General features: G+C 40.9%; 14 protein-coding genes. 6 read left to right on the plus strand and 8 right to left on the minus strand.

Features of this window, described 5'->3' with window-relative positions; genetic code table 11:
• The 4 genes from gltB to mutY form a co-directional block, all read right to left on the minus strand.
• Window positions 1–4,491 carry a glutamate synthase large subunit gene (gltB, locus tag DFQ04_RS18140; RefSeq protein WP_133558533.1) on the minus strand — a complete coding sequence of 1,497 codons (4,491 nt, stop codon included), beginning with the start codon at window positions 4,489–4,491 and terminating at the stop codon, window positions 1–3.
• Window positions 4,492–4,882: 391 nt separating this feature from the next.
• On the minus strand, window positions 4,883–6,232 hold the full coding sequence (gene gldE / locus DFQ04_RS18145) for a gliding motility-associated protein GldE (protein WP_133558535.1): 1,350 nt from the start codon (window positions 6,230–6,232) through the stop codon (window positions 4,883–4,885).
• Between the two features lie 74 nt (window positions 6,233–6,306).
• Window positions 6,307–6,762, minus strand: coding sequence for a single-stranded DNA-binding protein (locus DFQ04_RS18150; RefSeq protein WP_133558537.1), 456 nt, complete (start codon window positions 6,760–6,762; stop codon window positions 6,307–6,309).
• A gap of 44 nt (window positions 6,763–6,806) precedes the next feature.
• Entirely contained in the window at window positions 6,807–7,856 is a 1,050-nt protein-coding gene (gene mutY, locus DFQ04_RS18155) for an A/G-specific adenine glycosylase (protein WP_133558539.1), read from the minus strand.
• 145 nt (window positions 7,857–8,001) lie between these two features.
• Here mutY and DFQ04_RS18160 point away from each other — a divergent pair, with 145 nt between their 5' ends.
• From DFQ04_RS18160 to DFQ04_RS18170, 3 genes are all read left to right on the plus strand, one after another.
• On the plus strand, window positions 8,002–8,310 hold the full coding sequence (locus tag DFQ04_RS18160; protein WP_133558541.1) for an HU family DNA-binding protein: 309 nt from the start codon (window positions 8,002–8,004) through the stop codon (window positions 8,308–8,310).
• An 18-nt stretch (window positions 8,311–8,328) separates the two neighbouring features.
• Complete coding sequence (locus DFQ04_RS18165; RefSeq protein ID WP_133558543.1) at window positions 8,329–9,159, plus strand: tetratricopeptide repeat protein; 831 nt, start codon at window positions 8,329–8,331, stop codon at window positions 9,157–9,159.
• 182 nt (window positions 9,160–9,341) lie between these two features.
• Window positions 9,342–10,913, plus strand: coding sequence for an Rne/Rng family ribonuclease (locus tag DFQ04_RS18170; protein WP_133558545.1), 1,572 nt, complete (start codon window positions 9,342–9,344; stop codon window positions 10,911–10,913).
• 18 nt (window positions 10,914–10,931) lie between these two features.
• On the opposite strand, the gene DFQ04_RS18175 is transcribed toward DFQ04_RS18170, so the two are convergent.
• Entirely contained in the window at window positions 10,932–11,381 is a 450-nt protein-coding gene (locus DFQ04_RS18175) for a hypothetical protein (protein WP_133558547.1), read from the minus strand.
• 36 nt (window positions 11,382–11,417) lie between these two features.
• Window positions 11,418–11,762: a DUF3127 domain-containing protein gene (locus tag DFQ04_RS18180; RefSeq protein WP_133558549.1), complete on the minus strand. Its 345-nt coding sequence runs from the start codon at window positions 11,760–11,762 to the stop codon at window positions 11,418–11,420.
• A gap of 331 nt (window positions 11,763–12,093) precedes the next feature.
• On the opposite strand from DFQ04_RS18180, the gene DFQ04_RS18185 reads away from it, so the two are divergent.
• Entirely contained in the window at window positions 12,094–12,696 is a 603-nt protein-coding gene (locus DFQ04_RS18185) for an RNA polymerase sigma factor (RefSeq protein WP_133558551.1), read from the plus strand.
• On the plus strand, window positions 12,671–12,904 hold the full coding sequence (locus DFQ04_RS18190; protein WP_133558553.1) for a hypothetical protein: 234 nt from the start codon (window positions 12,671–12,673) through the stop codon (window positions 12,902–12,904). The genes DFQ04_RS18185 and DFQ04_RS18190 overlap by 26 nt, the downstream gene beginning before the upstream one ends.
• 32 nt (window positions 12,905–12,936) lie before the next feature.
• Here DFQ04_RS18190 and DFQ04_RS18195 read toward each other — a convergent pair whose 3' ends face one another.
• Together DFQ04_RS18195 and DFQ04_RS18200 are read right to left on the minus strand one after the other, a co-directional pair.
• On the minus strand, window positions 12,937–13,794 hold the full coding sequence (locus DFQ04_RS18195) for an alpha/beta hydrolase (protein ID WP_133558555.1): 858 nt from the start codon (window positions 13,792–13,794) through the stop codon (window positions 12,937–12,939).
• Window position 13,795: 1 nt separating this feature from the next.
• Window positions 13,796–15,220, minus strand: coding sequence for an aldehyde dehydrogenase family protein (locus tag DFQ04_RS18200; protein WP_133558557.1), 1,425 nt, complete (start codon window positions 15,218–15,220; stop codon window positions 13,796–13,798).
• Between the two features lie 405 nt (window positions 15,221–15,625).
• Here DFQ04_RS18200 and DFQ04_RS18205 point away from each other — a divergent pair.
• The coding region (locus tag DFQ04_RS18205; protein ID WP_243739723.1) for a DUF11 domain-containing protein at window positions 15,626–18,428 on the plus strand (2,803 nt) is incomplete at its 3' end.

An 18,428-nucleotide genomic window follows, 5' to 3' on the forward strand; every position in this document is an offset into this window, starting at 1 on the left:
TTACACCAATGTTTTTGCTTGTTCTTCTGCTCTTTTTTTCAATACAGCCTTGTAATCCCTTGGAATTATCTTGATGAATTTTTCTTTGGCCTGGTCCCAATCTTCCAGGAATTTTTCTGCCAAAGCACTTTCGGTTAGCTTCACATGTCGCTTGAGGAAAGCTTTGATGGTTGAAAAATCTTCTTCTTCCAAGAGGTCGATATCCACCATTTCTGTATTGATTTCGGTGATGTAATCTTTCAGGATATAAGCAATTCCACCGCTCATTCCTGCGGCAAAGTTTCTTCCTATTTCTCCCAAATTGATCACCAATCCACCGGTCATGTATTCACAGCCATGGTCTCCGATTCCTTCGATTACGGTTTTTACACCTGAATTTCTCACACAGAATCTTTCACCACCCTTTCCATTGATATAGGCCTCTCCGGATGTTGCACCATAAAAGGCCACGTTTCCGATGATGATATTTTCTTCAGGAACGAAGCGGGCATTTCGACTTGGATAAATGATCAATCTACCTCCTGAGAGGCCTTTTCCGAAGTAATCATTGGCTTCACCTTCTAGCTCGAAGTTCACTCCTTTAGCCAGGAAGCCGCCAAAAGTCTGGCCTGCAGAACCGGTAAATTTGAAATGAATTGTGTCTTCGGGAAGCCCTACGCCTCCATAGATTTTCGAGATTTCATTGGAAAGCATGGCTCCCACAGATCGGTCTGTGTTTTTGATCTGGAAAGAACCATCCACCTGAATTGCCTGCTCTAGGGCTGGCATGGCAGCTTTTATTAATTGTCTGTCAAGAACCTTGTCAAGTTCAAATTCCTGATCGATTTGCTTATGGATTCCAACGTGATCTGGCACCTCTACTTTGTGGAAAATAGGAGAAAGGTCGATTTTATCCCATTTCCAATGGTTGAGATGTCCAGTTGATTGCAATACTTGGCTTTGGCCAACCATTTCATCCACCGTTCTAAAGCCTAAAGAGGCCATAATTTCTCTGAGGTCTTGTGCTAGGAATCTGAAATAATTCACCACATGATCCGGATCTCCGGTGAATAGCTGTCTTAGTTCAGGGTTTTGGGTAGCAATACCTACAGGGCATGTGTTGAGATGACATTTTCTCATCATGATGCATCCTTCTACCACTAATGCTCCGGTAGCCACACCCCATTCTTCGGCACCTAATAGAGTAGCGATTGCGATATCTCTTCCTGTTCGGATTTGTCCATCAGTTTGCAAAACCACCCTGCTACGCAGGTTATTTTTTACTAAAGTTTGATGTGCTTCAGAAAGTCCCAATTCCCAAGGAAGTCCCGCGTGGCGGATAGAACTTAAAGGAGATGCTCCCGTTCCTCCATCTGCACCAGCGATCAAAATCACATCAGCCATTGCCTTGGCCACACCTGCGGCTACTGTACCGACTCCAGCTTGGGAGACCAGCTTGACATTGATTCTAGCTTGTCTATTTGCATTCTTTAAATCGAAGATCAGTTGTGCTAAATCTTCGATAGAATAAATATCATGGTGTGGTGGAGGAGAAATCAGCCCAACTCCAGGAGTGGAATGTCTTACTCTACCTATCCAATCGTCTACTTTATGACCGGGAAGCTGTCCTCCTTCACCGGGCTTTGCGCCTTGGGCCATTTTAATTTGAAGCTCATCGGCATTGGTGAGGTAATGAGAAGTCACCCCAAATCTTCCAGAAGCTACTTGCTTGATAGCCGAGCGCTCCCAGTCTCCATTTGGTTTTTTCTCATAGCGGATTTCATCCTCCCCGCCTTCTCCGGAATTACTCTTTGCTCCAATTCGATTCATGGCAACAGCCAAGGTCGTATGGGCTTCGAAAGATATGGAACCAAAAGACATGGCGCCGGTGGCAAATCGCTTGAGAATATTTTCTTCAGGCTCGACTTCTTCAATTGGGATGCTGATCCGCTTTTTGAATTCAAAAAGTCCTCGAAGTGTCAAGGCATCTTTGGTTTGCTCATTGATTTTTGCTGCGAACTTTTTATAAAGTTCATAATCACCTAAGCGGGTTGATTTTTGAAGTAGGTGTATGGTCTCCGGATTAAACATGTGTTTTTCTCCACGTCTTTTCCATTGATAAACTCCACCAGTTTCCAAAATCGGAGTTAAGGTCTCATAGGCTGCACGATGCCTTGCCAAAACCTCCTCAGCAAGTTCGTCGAAAGACACCCCGGAAATTCTGGAAATGGTACCCTTGAAGCATCTGTCGATGACCTCTGGCCCTAAACCAATGGCTTCAAATATCTGAGCACCTTGATAAGACTGCAGGGTAGAAATACCCATTTTGGAAAGGACCTTCAATAAGCCTTTTCCAATTGCATCCTGATAGTTGTGAAAGAGAGTCTTTTGATCTTTTACCTTTGGTAATTGCCCCTTTTCAAACATGTCCAAAAGAGACTCCAAGGCCAAATACGGATTGATTGCCGATACACCATAGCCGATTGCAGTAGCAAAATGATGGACTTCTCGGATATCACCTGACTCCAATACCAAACCGGCGCGAGTTCTGATTTTCTTTTTAACCAAATGCTGATGAACAGCCCCAATAGCCAATAAGGATGGAATTGGAGCCAATTTTTCTGTACTATATCTATCCGAAATGATCAGTACATTTTTACCATTTTCGATTGCATCTTCTGCCTCTTGGCAAAGTTTGTCGATAGCCTCAAGCAATCTTCCAGGCTGATGATCTGCCACGAAATGTCCAAATAGCTTGATCGTTCTATAGCCCAAATGATCCATTCGGGTTATTTTTTCCAAATCCTCATTCAAAAGAACCGGCTGTGAAATGTGGATCTGTTTGGTATGCTCGGGACTTTCTTCCAAGATATTGTGCCCTTCACCTATTCGGGTGAAAAGTGACATTACCATCCGTTCCCGAATTGGATCAATAGGAGGATTACTTACTTGTGCAAAAAGCTGCTTGAAGTAATTGGAGATATGTTGGCTTTGCTTGGATAAAACTGCCAAAGGAGTATCAGCTCCCATGGAACCGATAGCCTCATAGCCACTTTCTCCCATTGGTGCCAAGATTACTTTGAGTTCCTCGGAAGTATATCCAAAGACTGTCTGGCATTTATTGATATTGTTTGTTGAATAAGGATGAGTGAGTTCCTCTGGATCTGGTACAAATCGAAGCTTGGTTCGCTTTTCATTTACCCATTTCTCATAAGGCTGCTGTCTGCAGATTTCACCTTTAACCTCTTCATCAAAAAGAACCTGTCCTTTTTCCAAATCCGCCCAAAGCATTCTTCCTGGGCTGATTCTTCCCTTTTCTACGATAGTAGCTTCTCTCAAAGGCAAAGCACCTGCTTCAGAAGATAGAACCAATCTTTGGTCACGAGTAATAAAATAGCGAAGAGGTCTTAGTCCGTTTCTATCTAGAGTAGCTCCTACAGATTTACCATCCGTGAAAAGTAGAGCCGCAGGACCATCCCAAGGCTCCACCAGTGAAGCATGAAATTTATAGAAAGCCTTTCTTTCCCGATCCATTACCTCATTATCCTGCCAGGCTTCTGGGACTAGCATCATCATGGCATGAGGCAGTGACCTTCCGCTCAAGGTGAGCAATTCCACCATGGCATCTAGGTTCGCTGAATCTGAATTCATCTTATTCGTGATAGGCATTAGCATGGCCAATTCTTCATCAGTGAAGAATTTAGACTTCATCAGTGCCTCCTTAGACTTCATCTTATTCAAATTCCCTCGAATGGTATTAATCTCTCCATTGTGAGATAAGAATCTAAATGGCTGTGCCAGTCTCCAGTTAGGAAAGGTATTGGTCGAAAATCTGGAATGGACAATGGCAAAGGCTGATTCAATTCTAGGATTTTGCAAGTCTTTATAAAAAGCCAAAACTTGATCTGTCCTGAGTTGGCCCTTATATATAAGTGTTAGGCTACTCAAGCTGGCAAAATAGAAGGAGTGGTTAACCCCAGGGATTTTGTTGTTGATTTCGGAAGTTGCAAAATTTCTCAATACATAGAGTTTTCGCTCAAGCTCGATTCCAGTCAGCCCCTCTTTATGTTTGACAAAAAGCTGTTCGATATTTGGCATTACATCCAATGCACCAGATCCAGGAACTGTTTCATCCACTGGCACAGTGCGGTATCCGATCAGGTCAAAGCCTAATTCTTCAATTAATTCATTGAGAAGTTCCTTTGAGCGTTGAAATAGCTGTTTGTTTTTTGGGAAAAAAGTCATTCCCACCCCGTAATACCCTTTTTCAGGCAAAGAAATTTCTGTGCGCGCTGTGACGTCTTTTAAAAATTGATGAGGGACCTGAATACAGATACCTGCCCCATCTCCAGTTTTGGGGTCAGAGCCCCGACCTCCGCGGTGCTCCATATTACTAAGCATGTATAAGGCATCGCTGATAGTTTCATGAGTTGGGGTATTACTCAAGTCGACCACCGCACCTATACCGCAGGAGTCATGCTCAAACTCCGGCCGATACAAACCTTCTTGCATTCTAAATTGATTTAATAGGTTCAAAATTTCCAAAAATTACAAAAAAAAAATCCTTTGTTAAAATAAAGGCAATAAACTAGCTATAAAAATGAAGGATTGTTGATGAAAATTAGGTTTGATTGATTTTTTATGAAATAAAAATTCGATCCAAAAAAGCTGAGATTTTTACTGATTTCTTGTGGTTACTTCAAAATTTGGTTTAAATCTTGATTGATTTCGGTTAAAAAAATGTAAAAAGATTAGAAACGGGTTATTTTAATATTTTTTTAAAAAACTTTTAAAAATTTTCTGGAAGTGATTTCAGGCTTCCACTACATGAAAGTTTGGGTTGAAATTTAAATAAAAATAAAATTTTGCAATTTAAAGAAAATACAGAATTTTAATTCGTGTATTAATCTGTAAAATGATCTCCAGGCTCTTTCCCGGAGGACATAAAGTGAACTTTTACCTTCTTGATTTTTCTGGCATCAACCGCCAAAACAGTGAATTCAAAGCCCTCAAACTGAATCTTAGTTCCATTTTTTGGAAGCTTCGAATTTAGCTCGAGCAATAAGCCGCCGAGGGATTCACTTTCTCCCTTTACCTCTTCAAAAATTTGCGGATCAAGTTCTAGCTTTTTGCAAAAGTCATTCAGGGATACTTTTCCCTCAAAAACAAAGGTGTCAGAGTCTATTTCCTGAAAGAAAAAGTCTACCGTGTCATCAAATTCATCATTGATTTCACCGATGATTTCTTCAATCAAATCTTCCAAAGTAACCAGGCCTGAAGTTCCTCCATATTCATCTACCACAATGGCCATGTGGACTCTCATCTTTTGGAAGTCCTTTAATAAGGCGTCAACTTTTTTGTTTTCGGGTACGAAGAAGCTTTTTCTGATTAGAGTCTTCCATTCAAAATTCTCATCACGATCGATATAGGGGAGAAGATCTTTGATATAGAGGATGCCAAGAATATTGTCCACTGTCTCCTCATAAACCGGAATTCTGGAATATCCACTTTTATTGATTCGGTCCATCAATTCATGAAAATCCATTTCTGAATCGAGAGCAGTGATTTCCAAGCGGCTTTTCATCACCTGCTTGACATTTAGGGTGCCAAAGTTTACGATTCCTTTCAGAATGTCTTTTTCCTCCTCTGGGGTGTCTTCGGTGGTTAGTTCCAAAGCCTGATTAAGTTCATCCACAGAAAGGGAATATCCTTTTTGCTGGAATCTCTTTTCGATCAGATTTCCAAATGCCATCAATAAGACTGAGAATGGTTTTAAAATGGACGAAAAGAAACTTAGGATTGAGGCCATACCCATTGAAAATGGAATTTTGGCTTGGTTCGCATAGACTTTTGGGACGATTTCGCCAAAAAACACAATAGCGAATGTCACTCCCACTGTCTGAATTAGAATGATGATGATACCGGCTGCATTAGTTCCAAAGATTGACCAAGTGACAAAAGTGGTCAAGGTGACAATCCCGATATTAATCAGGTTATTTAGAATCAAAATAGTGCTTAACAGTCTTTTAGGTGAAGACAGAAGGAAGCTTACTTTTTTGCCTGTTTGTGGGTCTGTCTCTCGGATATTTTCTAGGTCTTCATTGCTTAAGGAAAAAAATGCTACTTCCGAACCTGAGGCAAGGGCGGAACATATAAGCAAAAAGACCAGAACTAACCCATTGATGAGGTAATAACTAGGTGAAAACTCAGCAATTTGAGCTAAAATCAGTTGACTCGGGTAAGGGTCGTCCATTGGAAGGTTTACTGGTTGATGCAAAAATAAAAAATTCCTCTGAAACTTAATTTCAGAGGAATTTTCCAAATTAATTAAAATGGCAAATCATCATCAGTATCAGACAAGTCAATTTCTGGTCCTGAAGAGGTTTGAACAGAAGCTTTCGGAGCGTTTGTGCTAGTAGCAGGCATATTTGGAGCATTCGGCGCATTGTCAGGTCTGCCACCCAACATAGTAAAACTCAAAACTCTGATTCTTACTTTTTTTCTATTCTGACCTTGTTCATCTTGCCAAGTGTCTGATTTGATTTTTCCTTCTACATAAATCTGGGATCCCTTTTTAAGGTACTGCTCGGCGATTTTGGCCTGCTGTCCCCAAAGTTCGAGATCATGCCATTCCGTTTGTTCAACGCGGTTACCACTTCTATCTTTGTAAGATTCAGTGGTAGCTAGCCTTAGATTGGCTACTACATTATCTCCTTCTAGGTACTTCACCTCAGGATCTGCTCCGAGATTTCCAACCAAGATCACTTTATTTACTCCTGCCATGGTATTCTTTTTTTTAAGATTAAAAACTTGAAAATTGAAGTTACTCAAAACCCTTGATCGGTCAAAAAGTTGACAATCAGTTTAGGCTTGGCCAAATACTCAATTTCATTCTCTGCTACGAGTTCAAAACCTTTGTTTTCACACCATTGAGCAAGTTTTTCTCGATTATTGATTGGAATTTCGACTTCAGAAAATTTCGCCTCAAGTTTCTGATGGGACAAAAGGTGTCGATATTTTTTCGGGAATGGTTTGGGATCCTCGCTCAATAATCCTCCTTGTTGGGAGATTTCCTCAGAAGGAAAATCATAAAGTCCTTCCCAGATATCGCCAGCTCCCCGCTTTTTCCATACCCAATCTGTGCCACAACGGATGACCAAGTAGTTGAGAGACCTTTCTTTGATTTTTACTTTATTTATTTTTACTGGAAGAGATCCTACCAATTGGTGCTGAAATGCAAAGCAAGAAGATTTAATAGGGCAATTGGTGCAATCTGGGTTTTTGGGAGTACAAAGTCTTGCACCAAAGTCCATCATCGCCTGATTGAATTCTCCAGGTGTATCGGCAGGGATTAATTCATTAGCTAAAGTTTCAAATTCTTTTTTCCCCTTACTCGAGGCTATATCTGTTTCAATTCCAAAATACCTTGCCAAAACCCGAAACACGTTTCCATCCACCACAGCCTTAACTTCCCCAAAGGCAAAACTAGATATGGCCGCAGCAGTATAACTTCCCACTCCCTTTAATTTAATTAGCTCATCATATCGAGTGGGGAATTTTCCTTCTAGCTCATGCCAAATAAATTTTGCACAGAAATGTAGATTTCTAGCTCTACTATAATATCCTAATCCTTGCCATAGTCTTAAAACCTCAGATTCAGGAGCAAGGGCAAGATCTTTCACAGTCGGATACGCTTGGGTAAATGCATAATAATAAGGTAATCCTTGGGCAACCCGGGTTTGTTGGAGAATGATCTCTGAAAGCCAAATTTTATAAGGATCGGAACTATTTCTCCAAGGTAAATCCCTTGGATTTTCCCGATACCATTTTATTATTTGATGAGAAAAAGCCTGATATTCAGGTAGTTTTAGGGGCATGTTGGGGTAATTTTTATTAGGATTTCCTAGGTAATTTTTTTGATTTTGTTTTTTAATTGAGATGCTTCTCGTACATTTGCAGTCCCAAAAACACTTGGTTAATAGGTTGTTAAGCTTATTTCGTAATTTCTAAATTAAAATCACTGTGACAAAAGCAGAAGTAATCACCAAGATTTCCGATAAAACCGGAATCCAGAAGGATGATGTGACACAAGCTATCGAAGCGTTCTTCAAAGTAGTGAAGGACTCTATGGCTGAAGGAGATAACATCTACGTAAGAGGGTTTGGTAGTTTTATCAACAAGAAGAGAGCAAAGAAAATTGCTAGAAACATCTCCAAAAATACAGCTATCGTGATCGATGAGCACTATATCCCGGCATTTAAGCCATCAAAAGTGTTTATTGAGAAGATCAAGAACAGCAAAAAAATCAAACAACTCGCTCCTCAGGACTAAGCCAGAGGCGACTTTGACATGAAAAAATCACAGCTCATTCTTGTTGCAGTCGGTATTTTAGCTGTTGTAGGTTTGTATGCCCTACCCAAAGTAGTGGTCGACAACGATTCTACAGGAGCAAAAATGGAGGAATCGGAAGGACAAACTTCTACTGAGACTCCATCTGTTACCGAAATGCATGAGAATGAGCTATCTTCTGAAAAAAGAACTCAAGCGGACCAATTGAAATACAATTACCTTAATGCTCCTGAAAAGGAAGAAAAGGTAGCTGCAGCGCAGGTTTTAGCAGGAATTTATCAGGAGGAAGGTTTGTTTGACAGTGCGGCCTACTATTGGAGTGGAGCTGCTGATCTTTTGCCTGAGAATATGTTTTTGGCAGAAGAAGCTGGAAAAGCCAATTATGAGGCTTTTTCCTTTGCGTTGGACAAATCGAAAGTTGAATTATTGGCAGAAAAAACTAGGCTCTATCTAAACAAAGTCTTGGATAAAGATCAGAGTAGACTTGATCTTAAGACCAAAGTGGCGATGACCTACGTTTCTTCCTCCAACCCGATGCAGGGAATTACCATGCTGAGGGAAGTTTTGGAGCAAGATCCGCAAAACGAAGATGGATTGTTTAATATGGGAGTTCTTTCCATGCAATCCGGACAATATAAAAGAGCGGTTGAGCGATTTGAGGAATTGGTAAAATACCATCCTGACAATCTTCAAGGGCAATTTTATCTCGGAGTGAGCTATTTTGAAGCCAAAGAAAAAAACAAAGCGAAAGCACAGTTTGAGTTAGTAAAGAAAATGACTGAGGATCCTATGATTCTTGGAAGTATTCAGGGCTATCTCGACCAGCTATAAATTATTGTTACACACTAAATTCTAAAAACTATGCCTTGCGGTAAGAAAAGAAAAAGACATAAAATCGCGACTCACAAGCGTAAGAAAAGACTTAGAAAAAACAGACATAAGAAGAAGTAATCCACTTCTTCTTTTCGAGTTTTTATACCTACGTTCATTTACATATTAATTAAGACGAGATTTTGAGTACGGAATTGTTAATCGATTCTGCTCAAAACGGGAGTCGTATCGCCTTATTAAGTGACAAACAACTGGTAGAGCTTCATTCCGAAGGGATGGAAAACCAGTTTAAGGTAGGAGACATTTACCTGGGCACGGTCCGCAAGATCGTCAATGGACTCAACGCTGCGTTCATTGACGTGGGTTATGAGAAAGACGCCTTTCTTCATTACCAGGACCTTGGCCCGAATGTCAACAGCTTGCTGAAGTTTACCAAGTTGGTAAGAAACAACAACTACAGCAGTTACCTACTGAAGGGTTTTGACAATGAACCTGAAATAGAAAAAGTCGGTAAAATCGACAAGATTCTTTCCAAGACCAATCAGGTTTTGGTTCAGGTGGTTAAAGAACCCATTTCCACTAAAGGCCCGCGATTATCCTGTGAGCTCTCTCTGCCCGGCCGATATTTGGTGCTGGTTCCATTTTCTGATACAGTCAATGTATCCAAGAAAATAAGAAGCAGTGACGAAAGAAAAAGGCTACTCAGACTTATCAATTCAATCAAGCCTGCCAATTTTGGAGTAATCATCCGAACGGTAGCCGAAGGACAGTCCGTGACGGAACTTGACAAAGACCTTCGAAATCTTCTCAATACTTGGGAAGAAGGCATGAAGAAATTGCTGAAAGCAAAAAGTCGGGATAAAATTATCGGAGAGATGAGTATGGCCAGCTCCTTAGTGAGAGACCTACTCAATGAATCATTCGACGCAATCACCGTAGAAGAAGAATCCACCTACGATCAGATCAGATCCTACATCAGGTCAATAGCCCCTGAAAAAGAAAAAATTGTCAAGCTTTACAACGGTAAAGCCAAGCTATTTGAAAGTTTTGGAATCGAAAAGCAAATCAAAAGCTTGTTTGGACAGACAGTCAGCTTGCCTCAGGGCGGCTATGTCATCATTGAACATACAGAAGCCCTACACGTCATTGACGTCAATAGTGGCAACAAGTCCAATCAAGAAAGTGACCAGGAATCCACAGCATTAAAAACCAACCTGGTTGCTGCAAAAGAAATTGCCAGACAACTCCGCCTCCGAGATATGGGGGGAATCATTGTAGTCGATTTTATCGATATGAAAAGAGCCGAAAACAAAAAGGCGATTTACGAAGCAATGCAGCAGGAGATGAAGTCTGACAGGTCTAAGCATACTGTTTTGCCGCTGAGCAAATTCGGGCTCATGCAAATCACCCGGCAGCGAGTGCGTCCTGAAGTCAATATTGTGACCAAAGAGACCTGTCCTGCATGTAACGGTACCGGTAAAATCCAAGCTTCCATTTTGGTGGCGGATAAACTGGAAAGTGACCTGGAGCATATCGCAACGATTCAAAACGTGGACAAAATCCACATCGGGCTGCATCCCTACCTGCACGCATACTTTACCACTGGCATGATTAGCCGAAGAGTAAAGTGGTTTTTCAAGTACTTTAAATGGATTAAACTGATCAAAGATTCTTCCCTACCCGTGACGGAATACAGATTCCTAGATGAATCTGGTGAGGAAATAGAACTAAAAATAAAAAGCGAGGCCGAATAGGCCCCGCTTTTTTTATTTCTAAAGGAATAATCCCCAACCGTCATCGTATCGGTCTGTTGGGTCAAAGGTTTTTACCCAATCCACGAAGAGAAGTTTAAACTCATCGATTGCTTTTCTGAGCAATTCCAAATGCTCCTCAGCATGAGTTTCTTCCATGGCCAATTGGTAGGTCATTGTTCGAAGGCTTCTAGCGTGAATTTTCATGACTGTGGCATTCTCCATTTTTAGAATGTAGTCTTCAATTCCGTTTGCTCCGGCAAACTTAGCCCCGAGAACCATAGCGCTTTCCATCATGATTCCGCCATAGAGTTCTTTCCTCGCTTCGTCGAGGCTACCTACAATGGCATGGGTAAGCGAAACAATTTCCAGTGCTTTTTTCATGATGGGATGAGAATAAGTCTGATCTCGGGACGATTCCGGATCAAACTCATTTTCATCTTCCCATTCATTTTCATCATCATCCCACATAGAAAAGTAAGTTTAAAAAAAGCGTTGAATTACTAATTAAAAAGGAAGCTTATCCTCTTCACTTTCTGAATAGAAGGTATCGACTTCTGGCATGTTTTCAGAACTTGATCCTCCGCTGGTTCTGTCTACTTTGTAAGCTTTTACTTCGGTATACCATCTTCCGTTGTATTCACGGCTTTCTACATCAATTCCCAAAGTAACCTGTTCACCTACTTTAAGGCCAAATTGATCAATCTTATCTCCCCAAACCGATACGCACACTTTTTTAGGGTATTGCCCACCCGTTTCAACAATATATTCCTGCTTTCTCCAGGCATTTCCACTTTTGGAATTTCCACTGACTTCCTGAAGTTGGTTGATTATTTTTCCGCTTAAATCCATTCTTTCTTTAATTTTTGACAATATACGAAGGTACAAATTGGAGAGGACTTTTGCGGAAAATCCCAATTCAGAATTCGGAGGGATTTATTGAATTAACAATTTTTGGCACAGACCTTGGCGCTATTTGGTTGCAAGGAGTTATATGTCAAAGACTGGATTTTTCTGGAAATCGAAATTTTCTCCTGAATTTTAATTTCACCTTGATTTATTCAACTATTTAGAATAAGATTGAGGCCTGTTTTCAAAAAAACCGATAAAAATAATTTTTATAAAAATCACCTAATTAGATACTATGGCTTAGACTTCTACGTTTCTCAAAAACCAACTTAATATGAGTAAGCGATTAGGTCCTCAGGACAGCGAGTTAATAGCTCAGTATCGAAACGGCAGTGAAGTTGCCTTTGATCTTTTGGTCGATCGGTACCAAAGTAAAATTTACACCACAATATTTCTGATCGTGAAGGATCAGAAAATAGCCGAAGATTTGCTTCAGGATGTATTTGTCAAAGTCGTTCAGACTCTGAATTCAGACAGATACAATGAGGAAGGAAAATTCCAGCCCTGGATTCTCAGGATTGCGCATAATCTTGCGGTGGATCATTTCAGAAAACAGAAGCGCTATCCTACCATTTTGATGGAAGATGGTTCCAATGTTTTCAATTCTTTGAAATTCGCTGAAGACTCAGTGGAGGACAAAAGAATAAAGGAAGATACCATCGAATTGGTCAAGCGCTTGATTGAGGAATTACCCGAATCACAAAAAGAAGTATTGATCATGCGGCATTACTTGGATATGAGCTTTCAGGAAATCGCAGATCAAACTGGAGTGAGTATCAATACAGCCTTAGGAAGAATGCGTTATGCGCTTATTCACTTGCGGAAAAAAATGAAACAATTAAATATAGCCTATGACAAAACCTTTTACCCCAAATGACCTGGTAAGGTATATTTATCAGGAAATGCCGGAGGTAGAACAAGAACTCTTGATGCAAGCCTTGCATAGTGATGAATCCCTGATGCAAGAATACGTGGAGATGCTGAGCACAATAGAGCACTTGGACCAGGTACGCCTGAAACCTTCGGAAAAAGTAGTGGAAGCCATCAAAGAGATGGCTCATTCTACGGGACTTCAAAAAGTCTAAAACTTATGGTACCCCGGTTTTGCCGGGGTTTTTTAATTTATATCTCCTATAAATGCCCTCGCTTCAGCGATTAAAGTTGAGTAGGTAGCCTGTGTAAAACCATGGCCCTGACCGGGAACTTTGGTGAATTGATGCCTGACATTTTTTTGTTCCAAACCTGCCTTGAGCAATTCGCTTTGTGTAATTGGAACCACTGTATCTACATCTCCATGAAAGAAAATTGTAGGGACATCCTGGCTATCTATGTGTGTTGTAGGGCTTACCTCTCTATATTTTTCGGGATTTTCAGAGGGAGTTCCTCCGACCACCGCACTCAGTCCTAGTGATGTTAGGTTATTAAAACCATATAAGGCAGACAAATCCGTTGGAGGGAAGAATGCAATCGCTGCTTTTATCGAGGAGACATTTCTTTTATAAGCATGCAATAGGGCTAAATGTCCTCCAGCACTCGCACCGGAAATGACTTGAATATCAGCTATTTTCCAATCGTTCAATTGAGATTTGATATAGGCTATGGCGGATTCAATGTCTTTTTCCTGGTCGGGTATTAGATTTTTATTTAAAGCAAAATCATAAAGTCTGTAATTGAGAGAAATAAGTGCAAATCCTTCAAATTCTTTTTCCATGATGGATTTTACCTGAAGAAATTCACTCTTATCCCCATCTATCCAGGCCCCTCCATGTATATATATAAGTGTGGGTGTTGTAGCTGTGGATCTACCAGCCGGCAAAAAAACATCCATGGTTTGTCGGCTGTCAGTTCCGTAAGAAATATTCAAAAGGTCTCTTGCGGGTAAGATTTCAGGCTCTGAATTTTCCTGACAAGCAAACGCAAAAGCTAGGAAAAAGAGTAAGAAAAATAGTCTACTGATAAAAAATGAGTGCTTCATATTAGAACCATTTGATGAGAGATTGAACCACTTTTTTAGCTTTTATTCCGTAAGGAGGTCTCAGCATCGAAACATTGGTTAGTCCTATTCTTTGCTTCATCACTCCTTTTTCATTGGAAAAAGCCAAAAATCCATAATAGCCATGTGCCTTGCCTAGGCCGCTGTTATTTACCCCTCCAAATGGGAGTTCATTATTCAGGAAATGCAGGACACAATCGTTGATTACCGCATTTCCAGAACTCGTTTTGTGAAGGATTTCCTTGGCCTCTTTACTCTGGTCAAAAATGTAAAGGGCTAAAGGCTTCGGCTTTGCATTAACGTATTCTATAGCCTGTTCAAGAATTTGATAAGTCAAAATAGGAAGAATGGGGCCGAAAATTTCTTCCTGAGCTACCTGCATTTCTTCACTTATTCCAGAAAGGAGTGTGGGTTCAATGTATCGTTCTTTAGGATCGGCTTTTCCACCAAACTCCAGTTTTGCACCTTTTACTAAAGCATCCTGAAGCCATTCATTCAGCCTTTGGAAATGGCGATCGCTGATCAATCTGGCCAAATCAGGAGATTGCTCTATCCCTTTAAGCTTGGGGTCATACATCTCCTTGATAGCAAGGGTCAATTCAGCTACGAGTTGATCTTTGCTGTCCTGATGAACCAAGATATAATCAGGAGCAATGCAGGTTTGCCCGCTGTTGACGAATTTTCCGAAGACAATTTTCCTCGCTGTATCTGCCAAATTAGCGCTGGTAGTGACGATGGCCGGTGATTTTCCGCCAAGCTCCAAAGTCACTGAACTTAGATGCTGGGCAGCTTTTTCCATGATAATTTTCCCGATTTGAGGGCTTCCAGTAAAAAATATATGGTCAAAAGGAAGGTTTAAAAGCTCCTGAGAGACTGAAGCATCCCCTTGAAACACCTTTACTTCCTCAGGTTTATAGAGGGAGCCCACCATATCCTCAATGAGTTGGGAAGTATGAGGGGTCCATTCTGAAGGTTTGATTACCACCGGGCAGCCAGCAGCCAAGGCAGAAACTAATGGGCCAATGGCCAGATTAAACGGATAATTCCAGGGAGAAATAATGAGGGAAGTGCCTTTCGGCTCTTTTTGAAGATAGCTACTTGTGCCCAACATGGGTAAGGGAGTGCTTACTTTGGATGGACTCATCCATGATTTGAGGTTTTTGGCTACATGATTAATTTCTGAAGTCACTGGAAAAATTTCTGAAAGGTCAGTTTCAATCGGAGGCTTTCTAAAATCATCCCAGAGAGCCTGCTGAATTTTTTTCTGGTTCTTTTTGATCCAATCACTTAGGATTTTCAAGCGTTCCAAGCGCTCCTTATAGGTAGAGCTTCTCCATTCAATGGCTGTTTTTTTCTGCAGGTGAAGCAGGGTAGCAAAATCAGTCTGGGATATAAGCGATTGTTCCATGGGCTTTGTTTCTATGAATCCAATATCCATTCAATATACAAAAGGGGGAAGGTGAATCTATTTTTTTGATTTAAATCAAAGGAATTAGTTTTTGTTTATAAAAAATGGCCCAAAAGTTCATCAAAAATTAATTTATAAGGGCATTAAAATTCATTTCACATAAAAAAATTTGCATTACACATTAAATTTTTCCAAAAAAGGTTTGGATATGAAAAACATAAAAGTGTATTTTTATGGCAAATATTTGATAATGAGTGTAAAGCCCGTTTTTAGTTCGACGGGATTTTGTTACAAAAAGTAAGGGCTCATCTGGATTTTTTTGAAAAAGGAATGCAGCTAAAGCCTTAAAAATGAGAACAGTATAGAAACAAGTTTACGAACTCGAAAATTTTAAATTCTAACGATATGGAGACTTTATCCAATTATCAATTCAGTTCCCGGACACCCGAAGGTGGATTTTTGAAATGGGGAGAATTAGCAAAAAGTAACCTTCTTGGTTTATCCTTTGTTCTTCTCTTTCTATTTTCTTTTTTTCCAAAAGGATTTTCTCAAAACACATCACCTGTAGTAATTCCAAGTGGAGGAATTGGAATAGAAGGAGACCTGGTTTCTAACTCACCGACAGTGGGAATTGGAGACTGGTTTCCAGGACCTGCTGGTGCTGGAGGACATGTTTTTTCTTCTAGTGGAGTTCCTTTAAATGTGGAGACATCATTTTGGGTTAAGGATGGATATAAAGGGACTACCTTACCCCAAGAATTGGTTTTTACTTCAGGTACAAAATCTTCAGATGATCCCAGTTCATGGATTTGGGGAGCGAGCGATGCAGGAGGTAAGGGAGATATCGGAAATGCGTTTTTGCATATCGGAACGGCAGCAAATAATGATACTTGGTTAGTTGTTGCATCCGACCGATTAGCAACCAACGGCACTAGCTATTTAGAATTTGAATTTTTTCAAAATACGATAACTCGAAATACGAATAATAACAGATTTACTGGAACAAGATCAATCAACGATATCTTAGTTGCTGTTAGTTACGAAAACGGTGGTTCAGCTGTAGATATCAAATTTTATTTGTGGAATGGATCGAGCTATATCCAAACTACCTCTTCAAATGCTTTCGGTTTTGTAAACACTTCGATTTCTCAAACTCCTGTCGGTGCATTTGGAAATTCATCCTATCAGCCACTTCAATTTGTTGAAGCGGCTTTAAACATTACAGAAATTCTTGGAGCATTGACTGATCCATGTTTAGGCATCAAAGTCAAAACAATGATGGTCAAGACCAGATCTTCCTCTTCTCTTACTGCAGCAGCGGATGATTTCATAGATCCAATTCAGGTAAAAATCAATTTTGGAACCGCAGAAGTAACCTATGATTCAAATTTATTTTGCGGTCCTAATACAACTGTTCCTGCCAAAATTACTGGTGTAACAGGAGGAACTTTTACTTCAAATAGTAATAATTTAAAAATTGATGCCCAATCTGGAGAAATCAATTTGGCTACTAGTTTGCCAGGCTCTTATGTGGTAAAGTATTCCTTTACTACCAAGAACTGTAATAAGTTTATTGAGATTCCAGTTACTATTCCTTCTAAAGCTCCAGCTCCGACTAATCAGACTTTTGATTATTGTCAAAATTCTGGAGATAAATTGCTTTCAGTTACACCAGCTTCTGGATATACCATTAAATGGTATGATCAAAATGACAATCCATTATCTGGGGCGCCGACCATCAGTACTTTGAGTGCAGGAACTTTCACTTATAAAATCAGCCAAACTAAAACTGGTGAATGTGAAAGTGCAAAAGCTACTGTAACCGTAAACGTTGGAACTTGTAGCCTTGCTCTAGTTAAAACAGCGACCAATGGTCCTTCTGGTGAGAATTGTTTGGATCCAACCTTGAATCCTACAATCAATTACAGCTTTGTATTGACCAATACAGGCGCATATCCTCTAACCGATGTTCAGATTTCTGATCCTTTATTCCAAGCCCCAAATGCTGTTGTGGCATTGACACTTGGTGCTAATGGTAATGGAAACGCAATATTGGATGTCAATGAAAGCTGGACTTATACAGCCAGTTATACCATTACCGAACAGGATATTGAGAATGGTAAAGTTGAAAATCAGGCAACCGCTAGTGGTAAAGCCAATGGAACTACGGTATCTGATCTTTCTGGTACGGCTGCTAATAATGATACTAAGACGGTTGTTGTTGTTTGCCAAACCAAAGCTTTGACTTTGGCAAAGGAAGCTACTTCTGGAGATCCATATGATGCAGTAGGTGACGTGGTTGCATACCGCTATGTAATCACCAACAGTGGAAATGTGACCTTGAATGGTCCGTTTAGTGTAACTGATAATAAAATTTCCAGCATTGCAAATGTCAATGGTCCATTAGCACCTGGTGCAAGTGTAACTGCGACAGGTAGCTATACTATTTCTCAGTCCGATCTTGATGCAGGTTCCGTAACCAATTTAGCCACAGCAAGTGGAAATGGAGTTACATCGAATCAAGCTCAAGAGACGGTGAATGCGGTACAGACAGCGAACTTGGAGTTGACCAAGACGTCGACTACATCACCGAACAGCTACGATGCGGTAGGAGATGTATTGACCTATAACCTGATCGTGAAGAACACAGGTAACGTGACCTTGAGCAACATTGTGGTGAGTGATCCGGTGGCGACCGTAGTAGGCAGCCCGATTGCGAGCTTGGCTCCAGGGGCAAGTGCTACGGCTACAGCGAGCTACACCGTGACCCAGTCCGATGTAGATGCAGGCAGCTTCACCAACACGGCGACAGCCAGCACGACCTATAACAACACTCCGGTAAGAGACACCGATTCTGAGACGGTGAATGCGGTACAGACAGCGAACTTGGAGTTGACCAAGACGTCGACTACATCACCGAACAGCTACGATGCGGTAGGAGATGTATTGACCTATAACCTGATCGTGAAGAACACAGGTAACGTGACCTTGAGCAACATTGTGGTGAGTGATCCGGTGGCGACCGTAGTAGGCAGCCCGATTGCGAGCTTGGCTCCAGGGGCAAGTGCTACGGCTACAGCGAGCTACACCGTGACCCAGTCCGATGTAGATGCAGGCAGCTTCACCAACACGGCGACAGCCAGCACGACCTATAACAACACTCCGGTAAGAGACACCGATTCTGAGACGGTGAATGCGGTACAGACAG

This window comes from Algoriphagus boseongensis (assembly GCF_004362805.1).
In the GTDB taxonomy this organism is placed as follows: Bacteria; Bacteroidota; Bacteroidia; order Cytophagales; family Cyclobacteriaceae; genus Algoriphagus; species Algoriphagus boseongensis.

Excerpts from the sequence above, each read along its gene's own strand:
- DFQ04_RS18200 (WP_133558557.1), bottom strand. The coding sequence starts at position 15,220 with ATGGAACAATCGCTTATATCCCAGACTGATTTTGCTACCCTGCTTCAC.
- DFQ04_RS18185 (WP_133558551.1), top strand. The coding sequence starts at position 12,094 with ATGAGTAAGCGATTAGGTCCTCAGGACAGCGAGTTAATAGCTCAGTAT.
- gltB (WP_133558533.1), bottom strand. The coding sequence starts at position 4,491 with ATGCAAGAAGGTTTGTATCGGCCGGAGTTTGAGCATGACTCCTGCGGT.
- DFQ04_RS18175 (WP_133558547.1), bottom strand. The coding sequence starts at position 11,381 with ATGTGGGATGATGATGAAAATGAATGGGAAGATGAAAATGAGTTTGAT.
- mutY (WP_133558539.1), bottom strand. The coding sequence starts at position 7,856 with ATGCCCCTAAAACTACCTGAATATCAGGCTTTTTCTCATCAAATAATA.
- DFQ04_RS18190 (WP_133558553.1), top strand. The coding sequence starts at position 12,671 with ATGACAAAACCTTTTACCCCAAATGACCTGGTAAGGTATATTTATCAG.
- DFQ04_RS18150 (WP_133558537.1), bottom strand. The coding sequence starts at position 6,762 with ATGGCAGGAGTAAATAAAGTGATCTTGGTTGGAAATCTCGGAGCAGAT.
- gldE (WP_133558535.1), bottom strand. The coding sequence starts at position 6,232 with ATGGACGACCCTTACCCGAGTCAACTGATTTTAGCTCAAATTGCTGAG.
- DFQ04_RS18165 (WP_133558543.1), top strand. The coding sequence starts at position 8,329 with ATGAAAAAATCACAGCTCATTCTTGTTGCAGTCGGTATTTTAGCTGTT.
- DFQ04_RS18180 (WP_133558549.1), bottom strand. The coding sequence starts at position 11,762 with ATGGATTTAAGCGGAAAAATAATCAACCAACTTCAGGAAGTCAGTGGA.
- DFQ04_RS18195 (WP_133558555.1), bottom strand. The coding sequence starts at position 13,794 with ATGAAGCACTCATTTTTTATCAGTAGACTATTTTTCTTACTCTTTTTC.